Raw genomic sequence first — 17,393 nt, forward strand, 5'->3', positions numbered from 1 at the left:
CTATATACTCACTTCTCTGCGATGCAGTCGCACTCGCGGGAGCGCATTTTGTAGCTTGCTTAAAGCTTTGTTTCTGTCTGTATCACTTGTTACTTTTTAAAATGAGAATTGCTGCCCAATCCCTCTATAACTTGACAGTTGCGGTAACGGATACTACCCTCAACCCGGCTCCCAATGCCACGCCAGACGCAACGGTTAATTTCACCCTAGAAATTACCAATCTACCCGACCAAGCCGTTAATCCCCAAACCCTCCAATTTAAAGATACGGGTAATGGACAAGGTTCTCTGGTTTTCAACTTCAGTAACTTGCCCGGTAGCATACAGGTCAAAGCCATTGAGGAAGGACTTAAACAGACGGGAGCTTTCTTCAATAACGTTGTCGGTCTCTATCCAGTGGCGGATGACAACGGAGCCGTTTTTGACAGCCTCGATTTAGATGGAGATGGCAACGTCACAGAGTTAATTCAACCCGGTCAAGCGGGTTATGCCCGTACCGCCTTAAGTCAAGCAGTGAATAACTTCATTTTGCGGGCCAGTGGGGAAGGGGCAAACCAAAGCACCACCGCCGCTGAATTTGGGGATGTGTTGTTGCAAGGGGGGCGACGCTACGCACCCTTTGTGATTGCCAATGGGGGCAATCTGGGAGAAAGTCTGCAAGGGAGTGTTCAGGCATTTTTGACCAAGAATCCCGATAACGTGGCGGCTACCCTAGAAAACTATATGAGTCATGAAGTGGCCTATTTCTCCTTTGGGGCGGCAAATCCCGATGGGGCGGAACATTTACGGTCAAGGGGGAATAATATCTTTGGCTTTGAGGATTTACCGGGGAACTTACCCAATATCAGTGATAACGACTTTAATGATGGGATTTTGGCGTTTAATTTTATTGCTTAATCATCCCTTGCTGGTTTGACAAACCATTTCCTCTGGGAGTTGGCGGTGGTTGTCTTTTTCTAACTGCGAATCACCGTCATTTGTCGCCCCACAGGACTCATTGCGGTTCCCGATTAATGATAGCACGGCTGGCTTCCAATCCAGCAATGATTTATTAATAAATATTACTGGATTTACCGGTACTTTACCAGCTTTAGGGAACATTCCAGAGGGTAATTTCTTTGTTTAATTAATAGCATTTTTCTAAAGTAATGGCAGAGATGGTTAATTACCCTAAACTCCAACTCCTCTCCCAGAAAGGAAGATGGCAGTAGGATGTCTGCCACGAATAAAGAAAAATGGTATAACCTTACCTATCAAAACTTTGCCGTCACAATTTAGGACAACAATGGTATGCCATGGGCCTCTACTCTTCTTCATCTTCTTGACTTGACAAAGGCTTTTGTGCAACGTGGCGCACGAAAAGAATCTGCACAATATCGCCAGTGATGGTAAAGAGAATTCTGTAGGCACTACGTCCCTTACCATAAATAAGTTGTCGGATTTCTTCCTCCAAGAAATTATTTTCAAAAGCCAGTGAACAACGGTAAGGCATTTGCTCTAGTGACAGAATTGCTTTGTACAATCCTTCTAGCCACAACCTCGCTTTTCGAGGAGAATCTTTACTGAACCACAGATAGGCTTTTTCAATTCCCTGTTGTGCTTCAGGTTGTATGACGACTTGATACTTTTGGCTCATGGAGAACTGTCCAGCTTATCGAACAATTCAGAGAAGAATTCCTCTGCCTTCTTACCTTTGCCTTGCTTCATCTCTTCAAGACCACGCTTGACTCCTTTAAGCGTCTCAACCAATTCAGCAGCTTCAAGAAGTGTCTGATAGGATTCCGCATCCTGTACGACGAGTGCTGCTTTCCCATCAACCGTAAGCACCAAAGGGTCTTTGGTTTGTTTGAGATGCTCTAGGAACTGGGTCGTGTTTCGTTTAAACTCAGTTAGAGAATGAATGTCTTTTGAAAGGTTGAGCATTATCTTAGCAGACAAGACGCATTTAATTATATGCTACCACAAATTAATTCCCCTGTGACAAATACCCGCTCCTCTCACGGCTGGCTTCCAATCGAGCAATGATTTATTAATAAATATCACCGGATTTACCGCTACTTTACCAGCTTTAGGGAGCATTCCAGAGGGTAATTTCTTTGTTTAAGTGTCTAAGCTCTCCTTCTGTGATTCGGTTAGCATAATGATTAAAAATGAACCCTGGAAAGAAGCATTAAGTCACCTAGAAAACGGGTTTCTCGGAGAAAACCGTTTTCTGTGTTAAAAATTGTCAGCTACCCCCGCCATCCATTAGTCACATCTTTCTTAACATAAAGAAAGTTTGACAAAAACTGTGGTATAACTTCACAATAACTTGATATCATTATTACAATAGTCTCAAAAACAATGATCGAATTAAGTCCCGCCGCCGCTAGAGAAATTGAACGTTGGAGTCAAAGCCGTCGCCTGACTGGTTCCTATCTGCGTTTGGCAGTAAAAAACGGTGGTTGTTCGGGACTTCACTATCATCTCGAATTAACCGATATTGCGGCAGAAAACGATCGCTTTTATCAAAGTCAGGGTATTAATATTTTAGTGGATCCTGACAGCGATCGCTACCTACAAATTTTAAAATTAGACTATTCAGAAGATCTCATGGGTGGTGGTTTCCGTTTTACCAATGCCAACACCCAAAATACCTGCGGTTGTGGTCTTTCCTTTAGTGCCTAATTAACTGCTCCAAATAGCCAAGACAACTAAAAGCGCATTAACCAGATAAAAAGCTCCCACAATCCTGGTTTCCGTCCAACCACTTAATTCTAAATGATGATGAAAAGGAGCCATTTTTAATAATCTTTTGCCCTTGCCATCGGGTCCTTTTGTGGCTTTATAATAGATAACCTGAGCGATTACCGAAAGAGATTCCAGAAAGAACAGACCACTAATTAAAAATAATCCCCAGAGATGTCCAGTAATTAAACCCACCGCAGCTAAAGCTCCTCCCAAAGCGAGGGAACCCGTATCACCCATAAACACTTTAGCGGGGTTGCGGTTATGAAAAATGAAGCCTAGACAAGCACCAGCAAAACAAGTGCAGAAAATCGCCAAATCCGGATGACTAGGAGCGATAATAATGGCTAAACCCAAAAAAGCGATCGCACCAGTTCCCCCCGCTAATCCATCCACCCCATCGGTGAGATTAGTGGCGTTACTTTCAGCCACAAGGACAAATCCCGCCAAAATCCAGAAGAAAAAGCCCAAAGGAATCACTAATCGACCCCAAAGGCCGATATCGGTACTCACCTGATTGAACGACATCCAGAGACAAAAAAGCACCGCCCCGGTTATCTGTAAAATTAACTTCATCTGGGGAGATAGGCCCTTATTCGACTTATAACGCAAAATTTGCCAATCATCTAACCAACCGATACCCATGTAAGCAAAAGTCAGCAAAGCAACCGCCACCACATTAGGAGTGAATTTAGACCAGATTAAAGCGAAAATAAGGGCTACTGGCACAAAAAAGCTGCCTCCCATGGTCGGGGTTCCTGCTTTCTTTAAATGAGCCTGGGGTCCATCTTCGCGCATGATCTGACCCATTTTCAAGCGCCGTAGCATCGGTACTACTTGACAACCAAGACCAGCACTGATTAACGTTGTGGCCATCAGGGGCAGTAACAGGGAATTAGTGGCCTGAAAAAAAACTACTAACAGAAATAGTAATCCCGTTAGTAGAATCAGCAGATGGGTTCCAGTGGGTTTTTTAAAGATAGGGGCGGAAAAAATGTTAGCGTTCACGACTAAAGCGCCAGATAAGGGGAAAATTTGCCAAAGAAGACGGGATTAATCTTCATCTAAGACTAATTCATCTTCGTCGTCATCATAACCGATATCATCGACATCCATCAGTTCAGATAGTTCCACATCTTCTTCGAGAGTCAGATCCGGTTCGGCGATTTTATCCCGGGGAATCATGCGATTATTTTTTTCTAACCACTCGACAATGGAAGCGTCTTTTTTTAGGGGAATAACCGCGGCCGGTTCGTAGCGGGGTTCTTGACGAATAGAAGGATTAAGCATAATCACTCGACGATTAACAGCAATCATTTCGAGTTTACCATGTCTTTTAAGGCTCTGATAATCTCTTGATTGGCCGCGGGGAAAGTGTAATTATCTAGTTCCTCGATAGTTACCCAGCGGATTTCTTCACATTCGATCGCCCTTGCTTCGCCGCTGAGATAACGACAGTTATATACTTGTAGATTAACCCGAAAATGACTATAGGTGTGATCGATGGTGATTAAATGACTATCCACTGCGATTTCAATGCCAATTTCTTCTAATACCTCCCGTTTAATACATTCCTGTACCGTTTCATTGCCTTCGATTTTGCCACCGGGGAATTCCCAAAAACCGCCCAGGAGTCCCTTGGCCAGACGGCGATCGATTAAAATTAAATCTCGATCGTCTCTAATTACGGCCACACCGATTTGTTTAGAAGCTAAAGAGTCTGTTTCGGGAATCATAGCGGTTATTGGCGAAAAAATAGGAAAAAATAGTTAAAAACTGACTGCGGAGAATTGAGTCAAAAGATGATATAATCGAGAATTGTACGATTAACGATTAACAATGACAGTCAGTTCCGAATCAAAGTTTATTTTAAAAGTATTGTGGTTAGATCAGAACGTAGCGATCGCTGTGGATCAGGTGGTCGGCAAAGGAACTAGCCCCCTCACCGCTTATTTTTTCTGGCCGCGCAATGATGCTTGGCAACAACTGCAAGAGGAGTTAGAAGCAAAACACTGGATTGATGAGTCCGATCGCGTTGATGTTCTCAACAAAGCCACAGAAGTAATTAATTTTTGGCAAGAGTTACGCAATCAAGGCCGACAAATCCCCATGGCCGATGCACAGTTAAAATTCCCCGAAGTTGTTTTTAGTGGTAGCAATTAATTTATCGAAAAAATCGGGTCTAAAACCTCGCCTTAAGGCGAAAAGTTTTTGGAGCGGGGCATAAATCCCCGTTACAAAAACGGCCTCCTGCCCCCTGCCTCCGTTAAGTCCGACTACTTAACTGATAACTGATAACTGATAACTGAAAAAGAATCGGGTAGGTTTATATAAACCCGCCCGATTTTGCTTTAATTTAATTTGATTTGGTTGGGTTTAAACCGATACTAAACCGCCAGCGGCCTGGTATCTAGCGCGAGCTTTGCGCCATGATTGTTGCGCTTGGATAGTTTTGCGACGGTCATCCCCTTTACTGACTTCATCGAGACGGATTTGGGCCCGTTCGTATTCGGCGCGAGCTTTTTCCTTATCGATTTTTGAGCCTAATTCCGCCCCATTAACGAGGACTTTGATCTCATTATTTTCGACTTCGGCAAAACCGCCCAAAACCGCGATATTTTCCCAGTCTTTCCCCGGTCGAATTCGCATTACGCCAATATTCAGGGCAGTTAATAAAGGAGCGTGACCGCTAAGAATACCTAATTGTCCCGTGGAACTGGGTAGGATTACTTCTTCAGCCACGTTATCCCAGACAATGCGATCGGGTGTAATAACCCGTACTGTAATGCTCATTGGTGATAATAACGATAATTTTGGCAGATTTCTGGGTTAAGTAACCGCGTTTAGCGGTTACTACTGACTTTTAATTAGCCTTTTTTGAGTTTTTCGCCTTTAGCGATCGCTTCATCGATATTGCCGACCATATAGAACGCTTGTTCGGGTAAGCTATCGAGTTCACCTTTGAGGATCATCTGGAAGCCTTTGATCGTATCGGCGAGGGTAACGTATTTACCCGGGGAACCGGTGAACACTTCCGCCACGAAGAAAGGTTGCGAGAGGAAACGCTCAATTTTGCGAGCGCGGTCAACGGTGAGACGATCTTCTTCCGATAATTCGTCTAAACCGAGAATAGCGATGATGTCCTGTAACTCTTTATAGCGTTGCAGGGTAGATTGGACGGCGCGAGCGGTGCCGTAGTGTTCATCACCGACGATATCAGCTTGGAGCATAGTGCTGGTGGAACCGAGGGGATCTACCGCCGGATAGATACCTTTGGAAGCCAGACCCCGGGATAGTACAGTAGTTCCGTCCAAGTGAGCGAAGGTAGTAGCGGGAGCGGGGTCAGTCAAGTCATCCGCAGGTACATAGACCGCTTGGATGGAAGTGATCGATCCTTCTTTGGTGGAGGTAATCCGCTCTTGCAGGTCGCCTACGTCAGTGCCGAGGGTGGGTTGGTATCCTACCGCAGAAGGCATCCGACCGAGGAGCGCCGATACTTCCGAACCAGCTTGCACGAAACGGAAGATATTATCAATAAATAAGAGTACGTCTTGCTTGTTGACATCGCGGAAATATTCGGCCATGGTCAAAGCAGAGAGACCGACGCGCATTCTCGCTCCGGGGGGTTCGTTCATCTGACCATAAACGAGGGCGATTTTCGATTCTTCGGGGTTATCAGCGTTGATTACCTTCGATTCGATCATCTCGTTGTAGAGGTCGTTTCCCTCGCGGGTTCTTTCACCCACACCGCCAAAAACCGAGACACCACCGTGTTGAATGGCGATATTGTTGATTAATTCCATCATAATGACGGTTTTGCCCACACCAGCACCCCCAAAGAGGCCGATTTTGCCCCCTTGACGGTAGGGGGTGAGCAGGTCAATCACCTTGATACCGGTTTCAAAAACCGTCGGTGTTACTTCAAGATCGACTAATTTGGGAGCGGGACGGTGAATAGGAGAGGTTTCGGTGACGTTAACCGGTCCTTTTTCGTCCACGGGTTCACCAAGAACGTTAAAAATCCGACCGAGGGTGCATTTACCCACGGGAACGCTAATCGCTGCGCCGGTGTCCACGATATCCATACCGCGCACTAAACCATCGGTGGTACTCATGGCAACGGCACGCACTTGGTTGTCACCGAGTAACTGTTGTACTTCACAAGTAACGGATAAATTTTGACCGGCGGAGTTAGTTCCTTTTACGGTTAAGGCATTATAAATACGGGGCAGGTTGCCACTGGGAAATTCGGCATCGATGACAGGACCGATGATCTGGACGATTTTACCAACGTTAGTTTCTGTTGTCGCTACCATTGTTTATGTCTACTCTGGGTTTTAGCTGATAACTCCCACAAGGGGAAAGTCTTAATTTTTTGTAAAATTAGCCAATACTCAGCTTATCACGCTAGGGGATCAGATCAGTTACCAGTGATCAGATGTGAGTTTTCCGTGGACAGTCTGAGCGGTGATCGGTATTAAATGGCAATTTTCTGCTTACTGGTTACTGATCACTGATAAAAAGTAAGGCAGGCCTGAGCCTACCTTAAAACAAAGCGAGGTTGATCAACTTTGGGGATGCCGATGCAGTGGATGAAATTGGTTTCATACCATATATTGGCGATTATAGCAAGGGTTTTGCTGGTTGCATGGATTCAAATAAAAAATAATTTAAAGCTTGACCATAGGGTTTAGTCTATGGATTGAGGGACAAGAACTATCTTCTGTCAAATTTTCAAGGGACAGCTTTAGATAGGGTTTATGGTAGGGGTGCCGGGCCTGCGCCCAAAATGTGTTATGGATATTTCTACAAAACTGAGATGCACTGCCTTCTCAACCGTCCGGGAGAATTGTGCTGTAAGATATCCTCAGTTTAAATTGTTTAGGCTCGCAATCGTAGATGAGAATAAATTTCGGTTGCTTTTGCGGCAATAGATCAATAATCTGAGGAAATTATCGGTTAACTATATGAATTCTGCTAAAATTATCGCCATTATCACGGGAGCGATTTCGATTTTAATCGCCGTTGCCTATTTAATCCTAGTCCAGATTCTGGACTTTCGCACCGAGATGATTCCCGCTCCCCTAGAAGTTATTTTTCCCAGATTATAAAAATCGGGGTTGAAAAATTTTCAACCCCGAAAAAAGCAATTTTTGAGCGGATTAACCCACCGATTGTAACTGTAATTGCGAGAGAATATCGCTCTGCTCGGAGCGCTGATGACTAGAGACTGTCACCACAGCTTCAGCAGTTACATCTAATAGCGCATGGTCTCCAGAATTGACTTTTCCCGATAACATCGCCTCGGCTAAACTATCCTCTAAGCGTCGAGTTAAGGCACGACGTAAAGGCCGCGCACCGTAGCTAGGATCATAACCCTCATTGATGACCAAATCCTTGAAAGCGGCGGTAACTTCCACAGAAATTCCTTTTTCTGTCAATTGTTTGGCTAGATCTGCGATCAGAATATCGGCAATCTGGGTAACTTCTTCGCGAGTTAACTGTCGGAAAACAATAATTTCATCGAGACGGTTGAGAAATTCGGGACGGAAATATTGTTTTAACTCGTCCGTCACCCGATTAGAAATCTGTTGGTAACGCGATTGAGCAAAATCGTCAGCAATCTCGAATCCTAAGCTATTACCGCCTTTTTCGATGACTTTTGAGCCAATATTCGAGGTCATGATAATTAGGGTATTCTTAAAGTCCACCCGACGACCTTGGGAATCGGTCAAATGACCATCTTCTAACAGTTGCAGGAGAAGATTAAAAACATCGGGATGTGCTTTCTCGATTTCGTCAAACAAGACCACTCTATAGGGTTGACGACGCACTGCTTCCGTTAACTGACCGCCTTCATTGTAACCGATGTATCCGGGAGGCGCACCAATTAACTTAGAAACCGTGTGGGATTCCATAAATTCCGACATATCTAGGCGAATCATACTGGATTCCGAGCCAAAGAGCAACTTAGCTAAGGCTTTCGTTAATTCAGTTTTACCCACTCCCGTGGGACCGGCAAAAATAAACGAGGCAATCGGACGGTTAGGATTCTTTAAATTGACTCGCGCTCGACGAATAGCACGAGAAACGGCATTTACTGCCTCCTGTTGACCAATAATCCGCTCGTGCAGTTGACATTCCAGATTTAAGAGCGATTCCGACTCAGTTTCAGTTAATTGGGTAACGGGAATACCTGTCCAAGCGGCGACAATTTGGGCGATTTCCTCCGCATCCACCACCGGAATTAAAGATTCGGGGTTAATTAGGGGTGATTCTTCGCTAACCTCTGCGGGACTTTTACTTTGTAGGGAATAGCGTAGATGGGTGCGGGATCCCGCTTCATCGAGAAGATCGATCGCTTTGTCCGGTAAAAAGCGATCATTGATATAGCGCGAGGATAGATTAACGGCAGCTTCGATCGCTTTTTGATCGTATTTTACCTGATGGAAATCCTCGTAGGTGGCTTTTAAACCCTGTAAAATCTCGATCGCCTGCTCTTTGGTCGGTTCTCCCACCATAACTGGCTGAAAACGTCTTTCTAGAGCCGCATCTCGCTCAATATGCTGTTTATACTCATCGAGAGTAGTTGCCCCTAAACACTGTAACTCGCCGCGAGCTAAAGCAGGTTTAAGCAAGTTAGAAGCATCCATAGCTCCTCCCATGCTACCAGCACCCACAAGAGTGTGAATTTCATCGATAAACAGGATAATACTGCCCGATTTGCGAACTTCCTCCACCACACCCTTTAAACGTTCCTCAAAATCGCCGCGAAAACGGGTTCCCGCCAGTAAAGACCCCATATCGAGGGCAATTACCTGTTTATCCCGCAAAAGTTCGGGAATATCGCCATTATGGATGCGTTGTGCTAACCCTTCAGCGATCGCTGTTTTGCCTACCCCCGGCTCACCCAGTAAAATCGGGTTACTTTTGGTACGACGGCCTAAAATTTGGACAACTCGCTCGATTTCTGGCTCTCTACCGATTACAGGGTCAATTTTGCCATTTTTGACCTCTTGGCTTAAATTGCGACCATATTGGGCTAAAATCCCGCCTTGGGGAGCATTTTTCTGGTCTTCATAGTCACTCTTTGCCGTGAAGCGACCACTAGCGACTTTTTCCCCGGCATTTTTAATTAAAAGGCCGCGAAGTTTGATCAAATCAACACCCTGCATAATTAAAATTTTAGCGGCTAGGGATTCGGGATCGCTGGTGATAGCGAGTAATAGATGTTCAGGTGCGATCGCCTGTTCCCCTAATTGTCGAGCTTCCTGAAATGCTTGCTCGAACATCTTTTTCGCTTTCGGGGTAAAAGGGATATTAACGGGACTGTAACCGGTGCCGCGGCCGGTCATTCCTTCAATCAGGCGGCGACTTTCGTGCAGGGTAACTTTTAAATCCTTGAGAATTAAGGCTGCGGTGGCGGTGGCTTCTCCTATCAATCCTAACAGTAAATGCTCCGTACCGACGACACTGTGACCGGTACGACGGGCTTCTTCTTGGGCGAACATCACCGCTTTGATAGCTTTCTGGTTAAAGTATTCAAACATGATCTACGGCTTCCTGGCTACTGGGCTTTACCTGTTACTGTAACGTTTTCTTTACATTAGCCGGAAGGGGGATATCCGTATCAGCAGGGTGGGTTAGGGGCCAGGAGTGGGGAGATGGGGAGTTTTTGGCTGTGAACAGTAAACAGTAATCAATGAACTGAAAACTAAAATCTGATCACTGTAATTAGGAATCAACTTGACTAAGAGAGGAACGTCTTTTAAAAGGCATTATTTTTTTGATTAATTCAGGTGTAATTAAGCCTTGGGGATAAAAAATAGTTCCCAAAACAATTAAAATTCCAAAAATAATCAAACGACCATCGCGCAAGAAATTCCCCAACCAAATTGGTAAACCATTCACGCCGCCGAGGGCGCGTAAAACTTCGGGCAAAGCAGTTAAAACAATGCCTCCCACCACCGGCCCGACAAAAGTTCTGGAACCACCAATTAAAACAAAAGCCAAGAAAATAATACTAGAATCAAAGGTTCCCTGACGGGAATTCCAAGTATTGAGAAAATGGGCGCTTACCGCTCCCACAACTGCCGCTAAAACTGCCCCGAAAGTGAAGGATAAAACCTTGTGATAGGTGGGATTAATTCCCATGGCCGCAGCCGCCAACTCATCGGCACGAATGGCGTTAAATGCCCGACCAATTTTGATGTTTTCTAACCGGTAGAGAAACAGCATAGTTAGCAATAAGAGGGGCAAAGCCAGCCAAAGGTAGGCTAATTGAGTAGTGAAAGGTTGGGGAATGGCGAAAATACCGACCGCACCGCCGGTTATATCGAGATTAAGGGCAATAATTCTCAAAATTTCTACCCAGGCAATCGTGGCAATAGCTAAATAAATCCCTCGCAAACGTAGAACAGGAATACCTAAAAATATTGCTAATATTCCCGCAATAATGCCAGCAATTAACATTTCTAAAAAGACCAAAGCCAGGGGATAATTGCCACCGGTATTAGTAAAAACTTTCGTGGAAAGAATGGCGGCAACATAACCACCTAAAGCGTAAAAACCGGGGGTTGCTAAGGATAATTGACCGGCCATTAAGGGCAGATAAATTGAAATGCCTAAAATGGACCCAAAGATCATTGAAACAATTAAAAAACCATAGGTGTTAAAAAAATCAGCCATATTTTCGGTGAGCGGTTATTGGGGGCTTAAGTTAGGGGAGTCAATTAGCTAATTTTATCACCGTTCTCTCCCACCTCATTCTCCAGTAATTCTCGAAATTATCATAATTTTTTACTTGGCACTTTCCCTATATGGTAGCGTTCGCCACCTTAAAGGCAGACGGGATGATCGATGATGGGAAAAGGTATCTTCCTCAACTTTGTCCTGGAAAAAATTCGGGGGAATTTATGAAACAGCAGGATTGGTTACTCGGACTCCTACGGCTGAATTTCCCGATAAAATGGCAGTAGCGAGCGAAAAAGTCCTAGAAGCTGAGGATATCATCAATTTTACTCCAGAAGCAATCCATCAGGTCGAGGTAATCGGTGAGGAACCGATAATGTGGTTTTAAACGTTTTCAATTCGATCCTCTCAGTAATTAAGTAGCTGGTTATAATTAAATTAAAAATGGATTTTAGGTTCGATCCCCCCTGCTCCCCTTGATAAGGGGGGTGCCGATCCCCCCTTTAATCCCCCCTTGATAAGGGGGGCATCTGACAACTTTTAACGCCTACCTACTTAGGTTAGAGAAATGATAGATAAATGAGAGGATCATGAGATAAATATGAAAGTTTTCTGGGTAAAAATTAGTTAAGATAAGGGGAAATTAAAGGATAAACAACTATAGATGTTTACTTCACTCGAACTTTTAACCACTTCCTTTGTTGCTGTGGGATTAGCCGCCGATGCCGTGGCCGTTTCTCTGACCAGTGGCCTGATGATTCGTCATATTCATGTTAATAAGGCTTTGAAAATTGCTTTGTTTTTTGGGGGATTTCAAGCGATTATGCCGATGATTGGTTGGGGTATCGGTCTAACCTGTCGCGATTTTCTTGCCTCTTTTGACCACTGGATCGCTTTTATTATTCTAGGGGCGATCGGCAGTAAAATGATCTACGAAGCTGTTCAAAATGATGACGAGGAAAAAAAATTTAATCCTCTAGATTCCTATACTTTAATCGGATTAGCGATCGCTACTAGCATCGATGCTTTAGTAGTTGGTTTGGGTCTATCGATGATTAAAACTCCCTTACTTTTAGCTTGCACTGTCATTGGTTTTATTACCTTTGTTTTATGTTTTATAGCTGTTTTTATCGGGCATAAATTCGGTAATTTATTTAGCCAAAAGGTAGAAATTCTCGGCGGTTTAGTTTTAATATTAATCGGCGGTAAAATCCTCATTGAACATTTAATCGCCTAGATTATCTCCATTTTTCACTATGCTCCCCCTTTTCCTGACTGTTTTAAGAAGGAAGTAGCCAATTCGGGATAACCTGCCTCAATTAAAGCCTGATCTCTGATGCGGCAGGAATCGCATAAACCGCAGGGTTCAACTTCTCCTTGATAACAAGACCAAGTATCAGCAATGGGAACCCCTAAACTCACAGCACGACGGACGATATCTACCTTACTATCCATCACCAAAGGGGCAATTAATTGGGGTGCTTTCCCTTCTAAACCCGCTTTCGATGATAAATTAGCTAAAGTTTGAAAGGCCTCTAAATACTCGGGACGACAATCGGGATAACCGGAATAATCCACCGCATTAATTCCTAAATATATCGCCTCCGCTTCCCTTGCTTCCGCTAAAGAAAGAGCGATCGAAATAAAAACTGTATTTCTCCCCGGCACATAGGTAATCGGGATAATATTCGGGTTAATTCCCTCTTGGGGAATAGCAATAGATTGATCCGTTAAAGCGGAACCTCCCCACAAAGATAGATTGACTTCGATCAGATGATGTTCTTTAATTTCGAGGAAATTAGCAATTTTTTTCGCCGCCGCTAATTCCCGCTCATGTCTTTGTCCATAACGAAAGGAAAGGGCGATTAATTGATAACCAGCCGCTAAAGCGATCGCTGCTGTTGTCGCTGAATCTAATCCCCCAGAAAGTAAAATAATCGCCTTTTTTGTCATTATCCTAATGTCACCTGTGTTTGTTGATAATTAGCTACTAAGATAAATTGTTTTAGCCACCGCGAACCTAACAAAATCTCCTGAATTGCCTCCCCTGCAAAGACGGGAATTTCGTATTCCTGACCATCAATTCTTACTCTGCCTAAATATATATCAAAAAATGCTTCTCCTTGAGCGGTTATCAATTTATTTTGTCGCAAAAAACGCCAATCAAGACTGTCAGCATCTTGACTATTTATGGCTAAAAACTCGGTAAAACCCGTATCCAGCATGACTTCTGTGGGTAGAATCAATCCATCATCGCCAACTAAATCGATATCAAAATAAATTTGTCCTTTGGTTCCAAATCTCCCTTCAATCATATTCTGCCACTAACTCCAGTTTCATTAATGCCAAAGATGTGATGAATTTTGTCGGGATATTTTGCCCTTGCTTTTTTACTGGCCACTTCTTGATCGGGATCGATAAAATAATCGCCGCTATCGGGTTCGATCGCAATGTACCAACCATAATAATGTTTCATTAACCGGGGCTGTAAACTCTGAAAAATCGGCCAACAACGATGATAAAATTCTAATTGTCGGGCGCGATGTTTGGCCTTTTCTTCCTCTGTAGATTGAATCTCCGGAAAAACTCGACCACGACGCACTACTCGTTCAGAATTGTTGTTAGACATAGTATTTAACCTCTTGTTAGTAAATTAGGGTTTGGGAATTATGAATTATGAATTATGAATTATGAATTATGAATTATGAATTGGGGAGTGGGGAGAATAAATAAAAAGTAATCTCCTGACTTGAAAGAGGGTGTAGGGTGTGGGGTGTAGGGAAGGAAACCTCTTTCATCTGTGGGGGTGAAAATTTTTTCATCGAGACTGACTCCTGATAACTGATAACTGATAACTGATAACTGACTCCTGATAACTGATAACTGATAACTGATAACTGATAACTGATAACTGATAACTGATAACTGATAACTGATAACTGACTAGCGGACTCCTAAAAACTTATGGGTTTGGAGACTGAGGCGCCATTGGGGATGCCGGAGAACATAATTAAAGACTAACTCTTTGCTTTCCACTGTATTCCATTCAGGTTGTAGATATTTAATCACCCCTTCCGATAACTTACTTTCCTGCATAGCTGCCCAGTCTAAATCCTCTGGATTAGCCACGACAATTTTTAACTCATTCACCTGTGCATAAATAGTAGGATCGGGCATTTTATAAGTTTTAGGAGAAAAAGTCACCCAATCGAAAACCCCAGTAAAAGGATGAGCGCCAGAAGTTTCTAAATGTACCCGTAAACCCTGATTTTTTAATTCCTTGGTCAAAGGATCAAGATTGTGCATTAAAGGTTCACCCCCGGTAATCACCACCATAGCGGGGTTAGCCCCTTTTGCCATCTCAACCAATTCCCCTAGGGATTGTTGGGGATAACGGTGGGCATTCCAAGACTCTTTTTGGTCGCACCAGGGACAATAGACATCGCAACCTCCCAAACGGAGGAAAAAAGCATTGCTTCCCGTCCAAAAGCCTTCGCCCTGAACAGAATGGAAAGTTTCGACCACAGGATAGGTACAATGGTTTATGCTAACCGTTTTCATAGAATCAGTATTATAGAAAATATGGACATTCCCCTGAACTTTGCCAAATACATCCAATGGTCTGGCATTGCCACGCTGGTTTTTTTGGTACTTACGATTATCGCTTTTCTCGTCGGTTGGGGAATCCGCTTTCGTCTCGTCGGTGTCACTAGCTTTATGGCTGTGTTGACGGTGGGGATTTTCGGTCTTGGGTTAGGATTATTTACCCGTACCGAAATTCCTGGAGCGGTGAGATTCTCCCTTGTCTATGATAACGGAGCTAATCAAGCTGTTATCTCCCTGCCCAGTACTGTTACTCCCGAGCAAGTGGAAGCAACCCTAAAACAAGCCGCTAGTGACTTGTTTTCGTCCGGTCGCGCCGGTGCTGGCGGTAATAATCAATTTATCATTAGCGCTCGCACTCTGGTTCATCCTCAGCCCGGTTTATCTGCTCCTTTGTACTTAGGACAGATTAAAAAATCCTTCTCCGCCCCGGGGGATAATACACCTGAACTACAGCTTTTTCCCGAAAGTTTCGCTAAAATTAGCCAATAATCCTTGAGGTTGTCAAAAAATGTCCAATGCTGTCGCTGTTTTGCCCCTGTTAATCGCCCCCGCACAAGTGATTCGGGGTGACAATGCCCTAGAAGAATCCACCGGCAAGTTAGGGGATTTGGGCAAACGTCCCCTGGTGGTGGGCGGCGATCGCAATTTAGCTTTTTTGTCATCTCCCCTGAAAAATCTCACTCCTAGCTATCACAGTTATGCCCCCGATTGTTCGGAAAATTCCTTAGCATATTTAAAGGCATCTGTCAAGAGTCATGAGGCAGATTTTATCATCGGTGTGGGTGGCGGCAAGGCCCTCGATACGGCCAAATTACTCGCCCATCAGTGCCATTTGCCGATCGCCACGATTCCCACCTCCGCCGCTACCTGTGCCGCTTGGACAGCCCTATCTAACGTTTATTCTGACGCGGGGGCGTTTCTTTACGATCTGTCCCTAGCCCGTTGTCCGGATTTATTAATTCTCGATTACGGTATTATCCAAACTGCCCCGAAAAGAACCTTAATCGCCGGTATTGGCGATGCGATCGCTAAATGGTACGAGGCCTCCGTCAGTAGCGGTCATTCCACAGAAACCCTGATCATTGCCGCTGTCCAACAGGCCCGGGTTTTGCGGGATATCCTTTTCCAAAAATCCCCGGCAGCTCTGGAAAATATCGGCGGGGAGGACTGGAAACAGGTGGTAGATGCCACCGTTTTATTAGCCGGAGTAATTGGTGGTTTAGGGGGTGCTAATTGTCGTACCGTGGCCGCCCATGCAATTCATAATGGTTTAACCCATATTCCCGCTTGCCATCATGCCCTGCACGGGGAAAAAGTCGCCTACGGCATTCTCGCCCAATTGCGTCTAGAAGAAATAGTTTTGGGCAATCAATTGGCAGTATCGGCCCGGGGGCAACTAATCCAGTTTTATGAACAAATTGGTTTACCGAAATCCCTAGAGGATTTAGGATTAAAAGATGTTTCCCTTGCCCAGTTGCGCCACGCGGCCGCAATTGCCTGTCAGCCTAATTCGGACATTCATCGTTTACCTTTTACGGTTTCCCCCGAACAAGTTATGGCGGCCATGGTTTCCACTACCACTGCCGATACAATGGTGCAGAAAGTTAAAGCTAATTAACGGGAATATTTTCGGGACTTATTAATAAAATGCCCGTTATCAGTCGGAAGAAATTAAATGAATTTGCCGAAAGGTATCCCGAAACCAAATCAGCATTAAAAGAATGGTATCAAAAAATGAAGACAGGACAATTTCAGTCCATAGCAGAATTAAGAACTATTTTCCCCAATGCTGACAAAGTAGGAAAACTGACTGTCTTTAACATAGGCGGAAATAAGATTAGACTCATAGCGGCGATTCATTACAATCGAAAAAAAATTTATATTCGAGAAGTTTTAACTCATTCTGAATACGACAAAAACAAATGGAAGGAGTAAAAAAATGCCGACGATAGATATAGAGAAAACACGGCAAGCCTGGACAAACTTAAAGCCAATACTCTTTATACCCCGTAGCGAATCAGAATATGAACAATTAGTAATTATGTTAGATAATTTGATAGATGAAATAGGAGAAAATGAAAATCATCCTCTTGCTTCTTTAATGGAAATTTTGGGAATATTAATAGAAAATTATGAACAGGAAAATGTTCCCGAATTATAAATGGTAGGGGTGGTGCATTCCCAAATATTGGTTAACCTTGAAATTGTCATGTTTTCAGGGAACACACCCTAGGAAGGGATGCAATCGCCCTAAATCCTTATCTGGCAAAAGACTTAATTGATTAGTTCGTTCTAGTCGGGTGTTGGGTAAAATCGGTAGCGATAGGCCTTCTCCATGGCTCAGGTTCTAGCATATATCGTGTAAATGCG

At 44.0% G+C, this 17,393-nt stretch carries 24 protein-coding genes and 2 pseudogenes; 12 read left to right on the forward strand and 14 right to left on the reverse strand.

Annotated features, from left to right (window positions below; genetic code table 11):
* Window positions 1–101: 101 nt before the first annotated feature.
* Window positions 102–896, forward strand: coding sequence for a DUF4114 domain-containing protein (locus LW728_RS10435; RefSeq protein WP_287766610.1), 795 nt, complete (start codon window positions 102–104; stop codon window positions 894–896).
* A 112-nt stretch (window positions 897–1,008) separates the two neighbouring features.
* Window positions 1,009–1,125 (forward strand): annotated as a pseudogene (locus LW728_RS10440) (bluetail domain-containing putative surface protein); the annotation flags it as partial.
* 177 nt (window positions 1,126–1,302) lie between these two features.
* Here the strand turns inward: LW728_RS10440 and LW728_RS10445 are convergent.
* Both LW728_RS10445 and LW728_RS10450 read right to left on the reverse strand, forming a co-directional pair.
* Complete coding sequence (locus LW728_RS10445; protein WP_002761780.1) at window positions 1,303–1,635, reverse strand: type II toxin-antitoxin system RelE/ParE family toxin; 333 nt, start codon at window positions 1,633–1,635, stop codon at window positions 1,303–1,305.
* Window positions 1,632–1,922: a type II toxin-antitoxin system Phd/YefM family antitoxin gene (locus LW728_RS10450; protein WP_002746031.1), complete on the reverse strand. Its 291-nt coding sequence runs from the start codon at window positions 1,920–1,922 to the stop codon at window positions 1,632–1,634. The genes LW728_RS10445 and LW728_RS10450 overlap by 4 nt, the downstream gene beginning before the upstream one ends.
* Before the next feature lie 76 nt (window positions 1,923–1,998).
* Here LW728_RS10450 and LW728_RS23180 point away from each other — a divergent pair.
* Window positions 1,999–2,103, forward strand: a pseudogene (locus LW728_RS23180) (bluetail domain-containing putative surface protein); the annotation flags it as partial.
* A 239-nt stretch (window positions 2,104–2,342) separates the two neighbouring features.
* Window positions 2,343–2,666, forward strand: a complete 324-nt coding sequence (locus LW728_RS10455) for a HesB/IscA family protein (RefSeq protein WP_002774150.1) — start codon at window positions 2,343–2,345, stop codon at window positions 2,664–2,666.
* Here LW728_RS10455 and mraY read toward each other — a convergent pair whose 3' ends face one another.
* From mraY to mutT, 3 genes are read right to left on the reverse strand one after another with little or no spacing between them, the layout of a single operon-like run.
* A complete protein-coding gene (mraY, locus tag LW728_RS10460; protein ID WP_287665588.1) occupies window positions 2,667–3,734 on the reverse strand; it encodes a phospho-N-acetylmuramoyl-pentapeptide-transferase in 1,068 nt (355 codons plus the stop codon).
* Between the two features lie 45 nt (window positions 3,735–3,779).
* A complete protein-coding gene (locus LW728_RS10465) occupies window positions 3,780–4,043 on the reverse strand; it encodes a DUF3134 domain-containing protein (RefSeq protein ID WP_002735746.1) in 264 nt (87 codons plus the stop codon).
* Complete coding sequence (gene mutT, locus LW728_RS10470) at window positions 4,040–4,462, reverse strand: 8-oxo-dGTP diphosphatase MutT (RefSeq protein WP_287766612.1); 423 nt, start codon at window positions 4,460–4,462, stop codon at window positions 4,040–4,042. Before mutT ends, LW728_RS10465 begins: the two co-directional genes overlap by 4 nt.
* Before the next feature lie 103 nt (window positions 4,463–4,565).
* Between mutT and LW728_RS10475 the strand changes: the two genes are divergently transcribed.
* The gene (locus LW728_RS10475; RefSeq protein WP_002760450.1) at window positions 4,566–4,889 is read left to right on the forward strand and encodes a 30S ribosomal protein PSRP-3; all 324 of its coding nucleotides are present in this window, start codon (window positions 4,566–4,568) and stop codon (window positions 4,887–4,889) included.
* 213 nt (window positions 4,890–5,102) lie between these two features.
* Here LW728_RS10475 and atpC read toward each other — a convergent pair whose 3' ends face one another.
* The gene (gene atpC, locus LW728_RS10480; RefSeq protein WP_002801251.1) at window positions 5,103–5,519 is read right to left on the reverse strand and encodes an ATP synthase F1 subunit epsilon; all 417 of its coding nucleotides are present in this window, start codon (window positions 5,517–5,519) and stop codon (window positions 5,103–5,105) included.
* Between the two features lie 74 nt (window positions 5,520–5,593).
* Window positions 5,594–7,042, reverse strand: coding sequence for a F0F1 ATP synthase subunit beta (gene atpD, locus LW728_RS10485; RefSeq protein ID WP_002801250.1), 1,449 nt, complete (start codon window positions 7,040–7,042; stop codon window positions 5,594–5,596).
* Window positions 7,043–7,693: 651 nt separating this feature from the next.
* Here atpD and LW728_RS10490 point away from each other — a divergent pair.
* A complete protein-coding gene (locus LW728_RS10490; RefSeq protein WP_002801249.1) occupies window positions 7,694–7,837 on the forward strand; it encodes a hypothetical protein in 144 nt (47 codons plus the stop codon).
* 51 nt (window positions 7,838–7,888) lie between these two features.
* On the opposite strand, the gene LW728_RS10495 is transcribed toward LW728_RS10490, so the two are convergent.
* Both LW728_RS10495 and LW728_RS10500 read right to left on the reverse strand, forming a co-directional pair.
* Window positions 7,889–10,276 carry an ATP-dependent Clp protease ATP-binding subunit gene (locus LW728_RS10495; RefSeq protein ID WP_287766614.1) on the reverse strand — a complete coding sequence of 796 codons (2,388 nt, stop codon included), beginning with the start codon at window positions 10,274–10,276 and terminating at the stop codon, window positions 7,889–7,891.
* Window positions 10,277–10,460: 184 nt separating this feature from the next.
* Entirely contained in the window at window positions 10,461–11,414 is a 954-nt protein-coding gene (locus tag LW728_RS10500; RefSeq protein WP_287665598.1) for a branched-chain amino acid ABC transporter permease, read from the reverse strand.
* 199 nt (window positions 11,415–11,613) lie between these two features.
* On the opposite strand from LW728_RS10500, the gene LW728_RS10505 reads away from it, so the two are divergent.
* Together LW728_RS10505 and LW728_RS10510 are read left to right on the forward strand one after the other, a co-directional pair.
* A complete protein-coding gene (locus LW728_RS10505) occupies window positions 11,614–11,805 on the forward strand; it encodes a hypothetical protein (protein WP_287665600.1) in 192 nt (63 codons plus the stop codon).
* A 276-nt stretch (window positions 11,806–12,081) separates the two neighbouring features.
* Window positions 12,082–12,654, forward strand: coding sequence for a manganese efflux pump MntP (locus LW728_RS10510; protein WP_046661714.1), 573 nt, complete (start codon window positions 12,082–12,084; stop codon window positions 12,652–12,654).
* A 17-nt stretch (window positions 12,655–12,671) separates the two neighbouring features.
* Here LW728_RS10510 and queC read toward each other — a convergent pair whose 3' ends face one another.
* From queC to LW728_RS10530, 4 genes are all read right to left on the reverse strand, one after another.
* A complete protein-coding gene (gene queC / locus LW728_RS10515; RefSeq protein WP_104396179.1) occupies window positions 12,672–13,370 on the reverse strand; it encodes a 7-cyano-7-deazaguanine synthase QueC in 699 nt (232 codons plus the stop codon).
* Entirely contained in the window at window positions 13,370–13,732 is a 363-nt protein-coding gene (locus tag LW728_RS10520) for a hypothetical protein (RefSeq protein WP_002756992.1), read from the reverse strand. Before LW728_RS10520 ends, queC begins: the two co-directional genes overlap by 1 nt.
* A complete protein-coding gene (locus LW728_RS10525; RefSeq protein ID WP_002736011.1) occupies window positions 13,729–14,046 on the reverse strand; it encodes a hypothetical protein in 318 nt (105 codons plus the stop codon). The genes LW728_RS10520 and LW728_RS10525 overlap by 4 nt, the downstream gene beginning before the upstream one ends.
* 314 nt (window positions 14,047–14,360) lie before the next feature.
* Window positions 14,361–14,978 carry a 7-carboxy-7-deazaguanine synthase QueE gene (locus LW728_RS10530; RefSeq protein WP_287766616.1) on the reverse strand — a complete coding sequence of 206 codons (618 nt, stop codon included), beginning with the start codon at window positions 14,976–14,978 and terminating at the stop codon, window positions 14,361–14,363.
* Here LW728_RS10530 and LW728_RS10535 point away from each other — a divergent pair.
* The 4 genes from LW728_RS10535 to LW728_RS10550 are packed head-to-tail and all read left to right on the forward strand — an operon-like array spanning window position 14,955 to window position 17,184.
* Window positions 14,955–15,512, forward strand: coding sequence for a Ycf51 family protein (locus LW728_RS10535; protein WP_002802460.1), 558 nt, complete (start codon window positions 14,955–14,957; stop codon window positions 15,510–15,512). The genes LW728_RS10530 and LW728_RS10535 overlap by 24 nt on opposite strands.
* 19 nt (window positions 15,513–15,531) lie before the next feature.
* Complete coding sequence (locus tag LW728_RS10540; RefSeq protein ID WP_002743703.1) at window positions 15,532–16,641, forward strand: iron-containing alcohol dehydrogenase family protein; 1,110 nt, start codon at window positions 15,532–15,534, stop codon at window positions 16,639–16,641.
* A 29-nt stretch (window positions 16,642–16,670) separates the two neighbouring features.
* Window positions 16,671–16,958: a type II toxin-antitoxin system HigB family toxin gene (locus tag LW728_RS10545; protein ID WP_287766619.1), complete on the forward strand. Its 288-nt coding sequence runs from the start codon at window positions 16,671–16,673 to the stop codon at window positions 16,956–16,958.
* 4 nt (window positions 16,959–16,962) lie between these two features.
* Complete coding sequence (locus LW728_RS10550) at window positions 16,963–17,184, forward strand: hypothetical protein (RefSeq protein WP_287766621.1); 222 nt, start codon at window positions 16,963–16,965, stop codon at window positions 17,182–17,184.
* 131 nt (window positions 17,185–17,315) lie between these two features.
* On the opposite strand, the gene LW728_RS23185 is transcribed toward LW728_RS10550, so the two are convergent.
* Window positions 17,316–17,360, reverse strand: coding sequence for a helix-turn-helix domain-containing protein (locus LW728_RS23185; RefSeq protein WP_110980728.1), 45 nt, complete (start codon window positions 17,358–17,360; stop codon window positions 17,316–17,318).
* Window positions 17,361–17,393 lie beyond the last annotated feature (33 nt).

Source organism: Microcystis sp. 49638_E5, from assembly GCF_021300285.1.
GTDB lineage: Bacteria > Cyanobacteriota > Cyanobacteriia > Cyanobacteriales > Microcystaceae > Microcystis > Microcystis aeruginosa_C.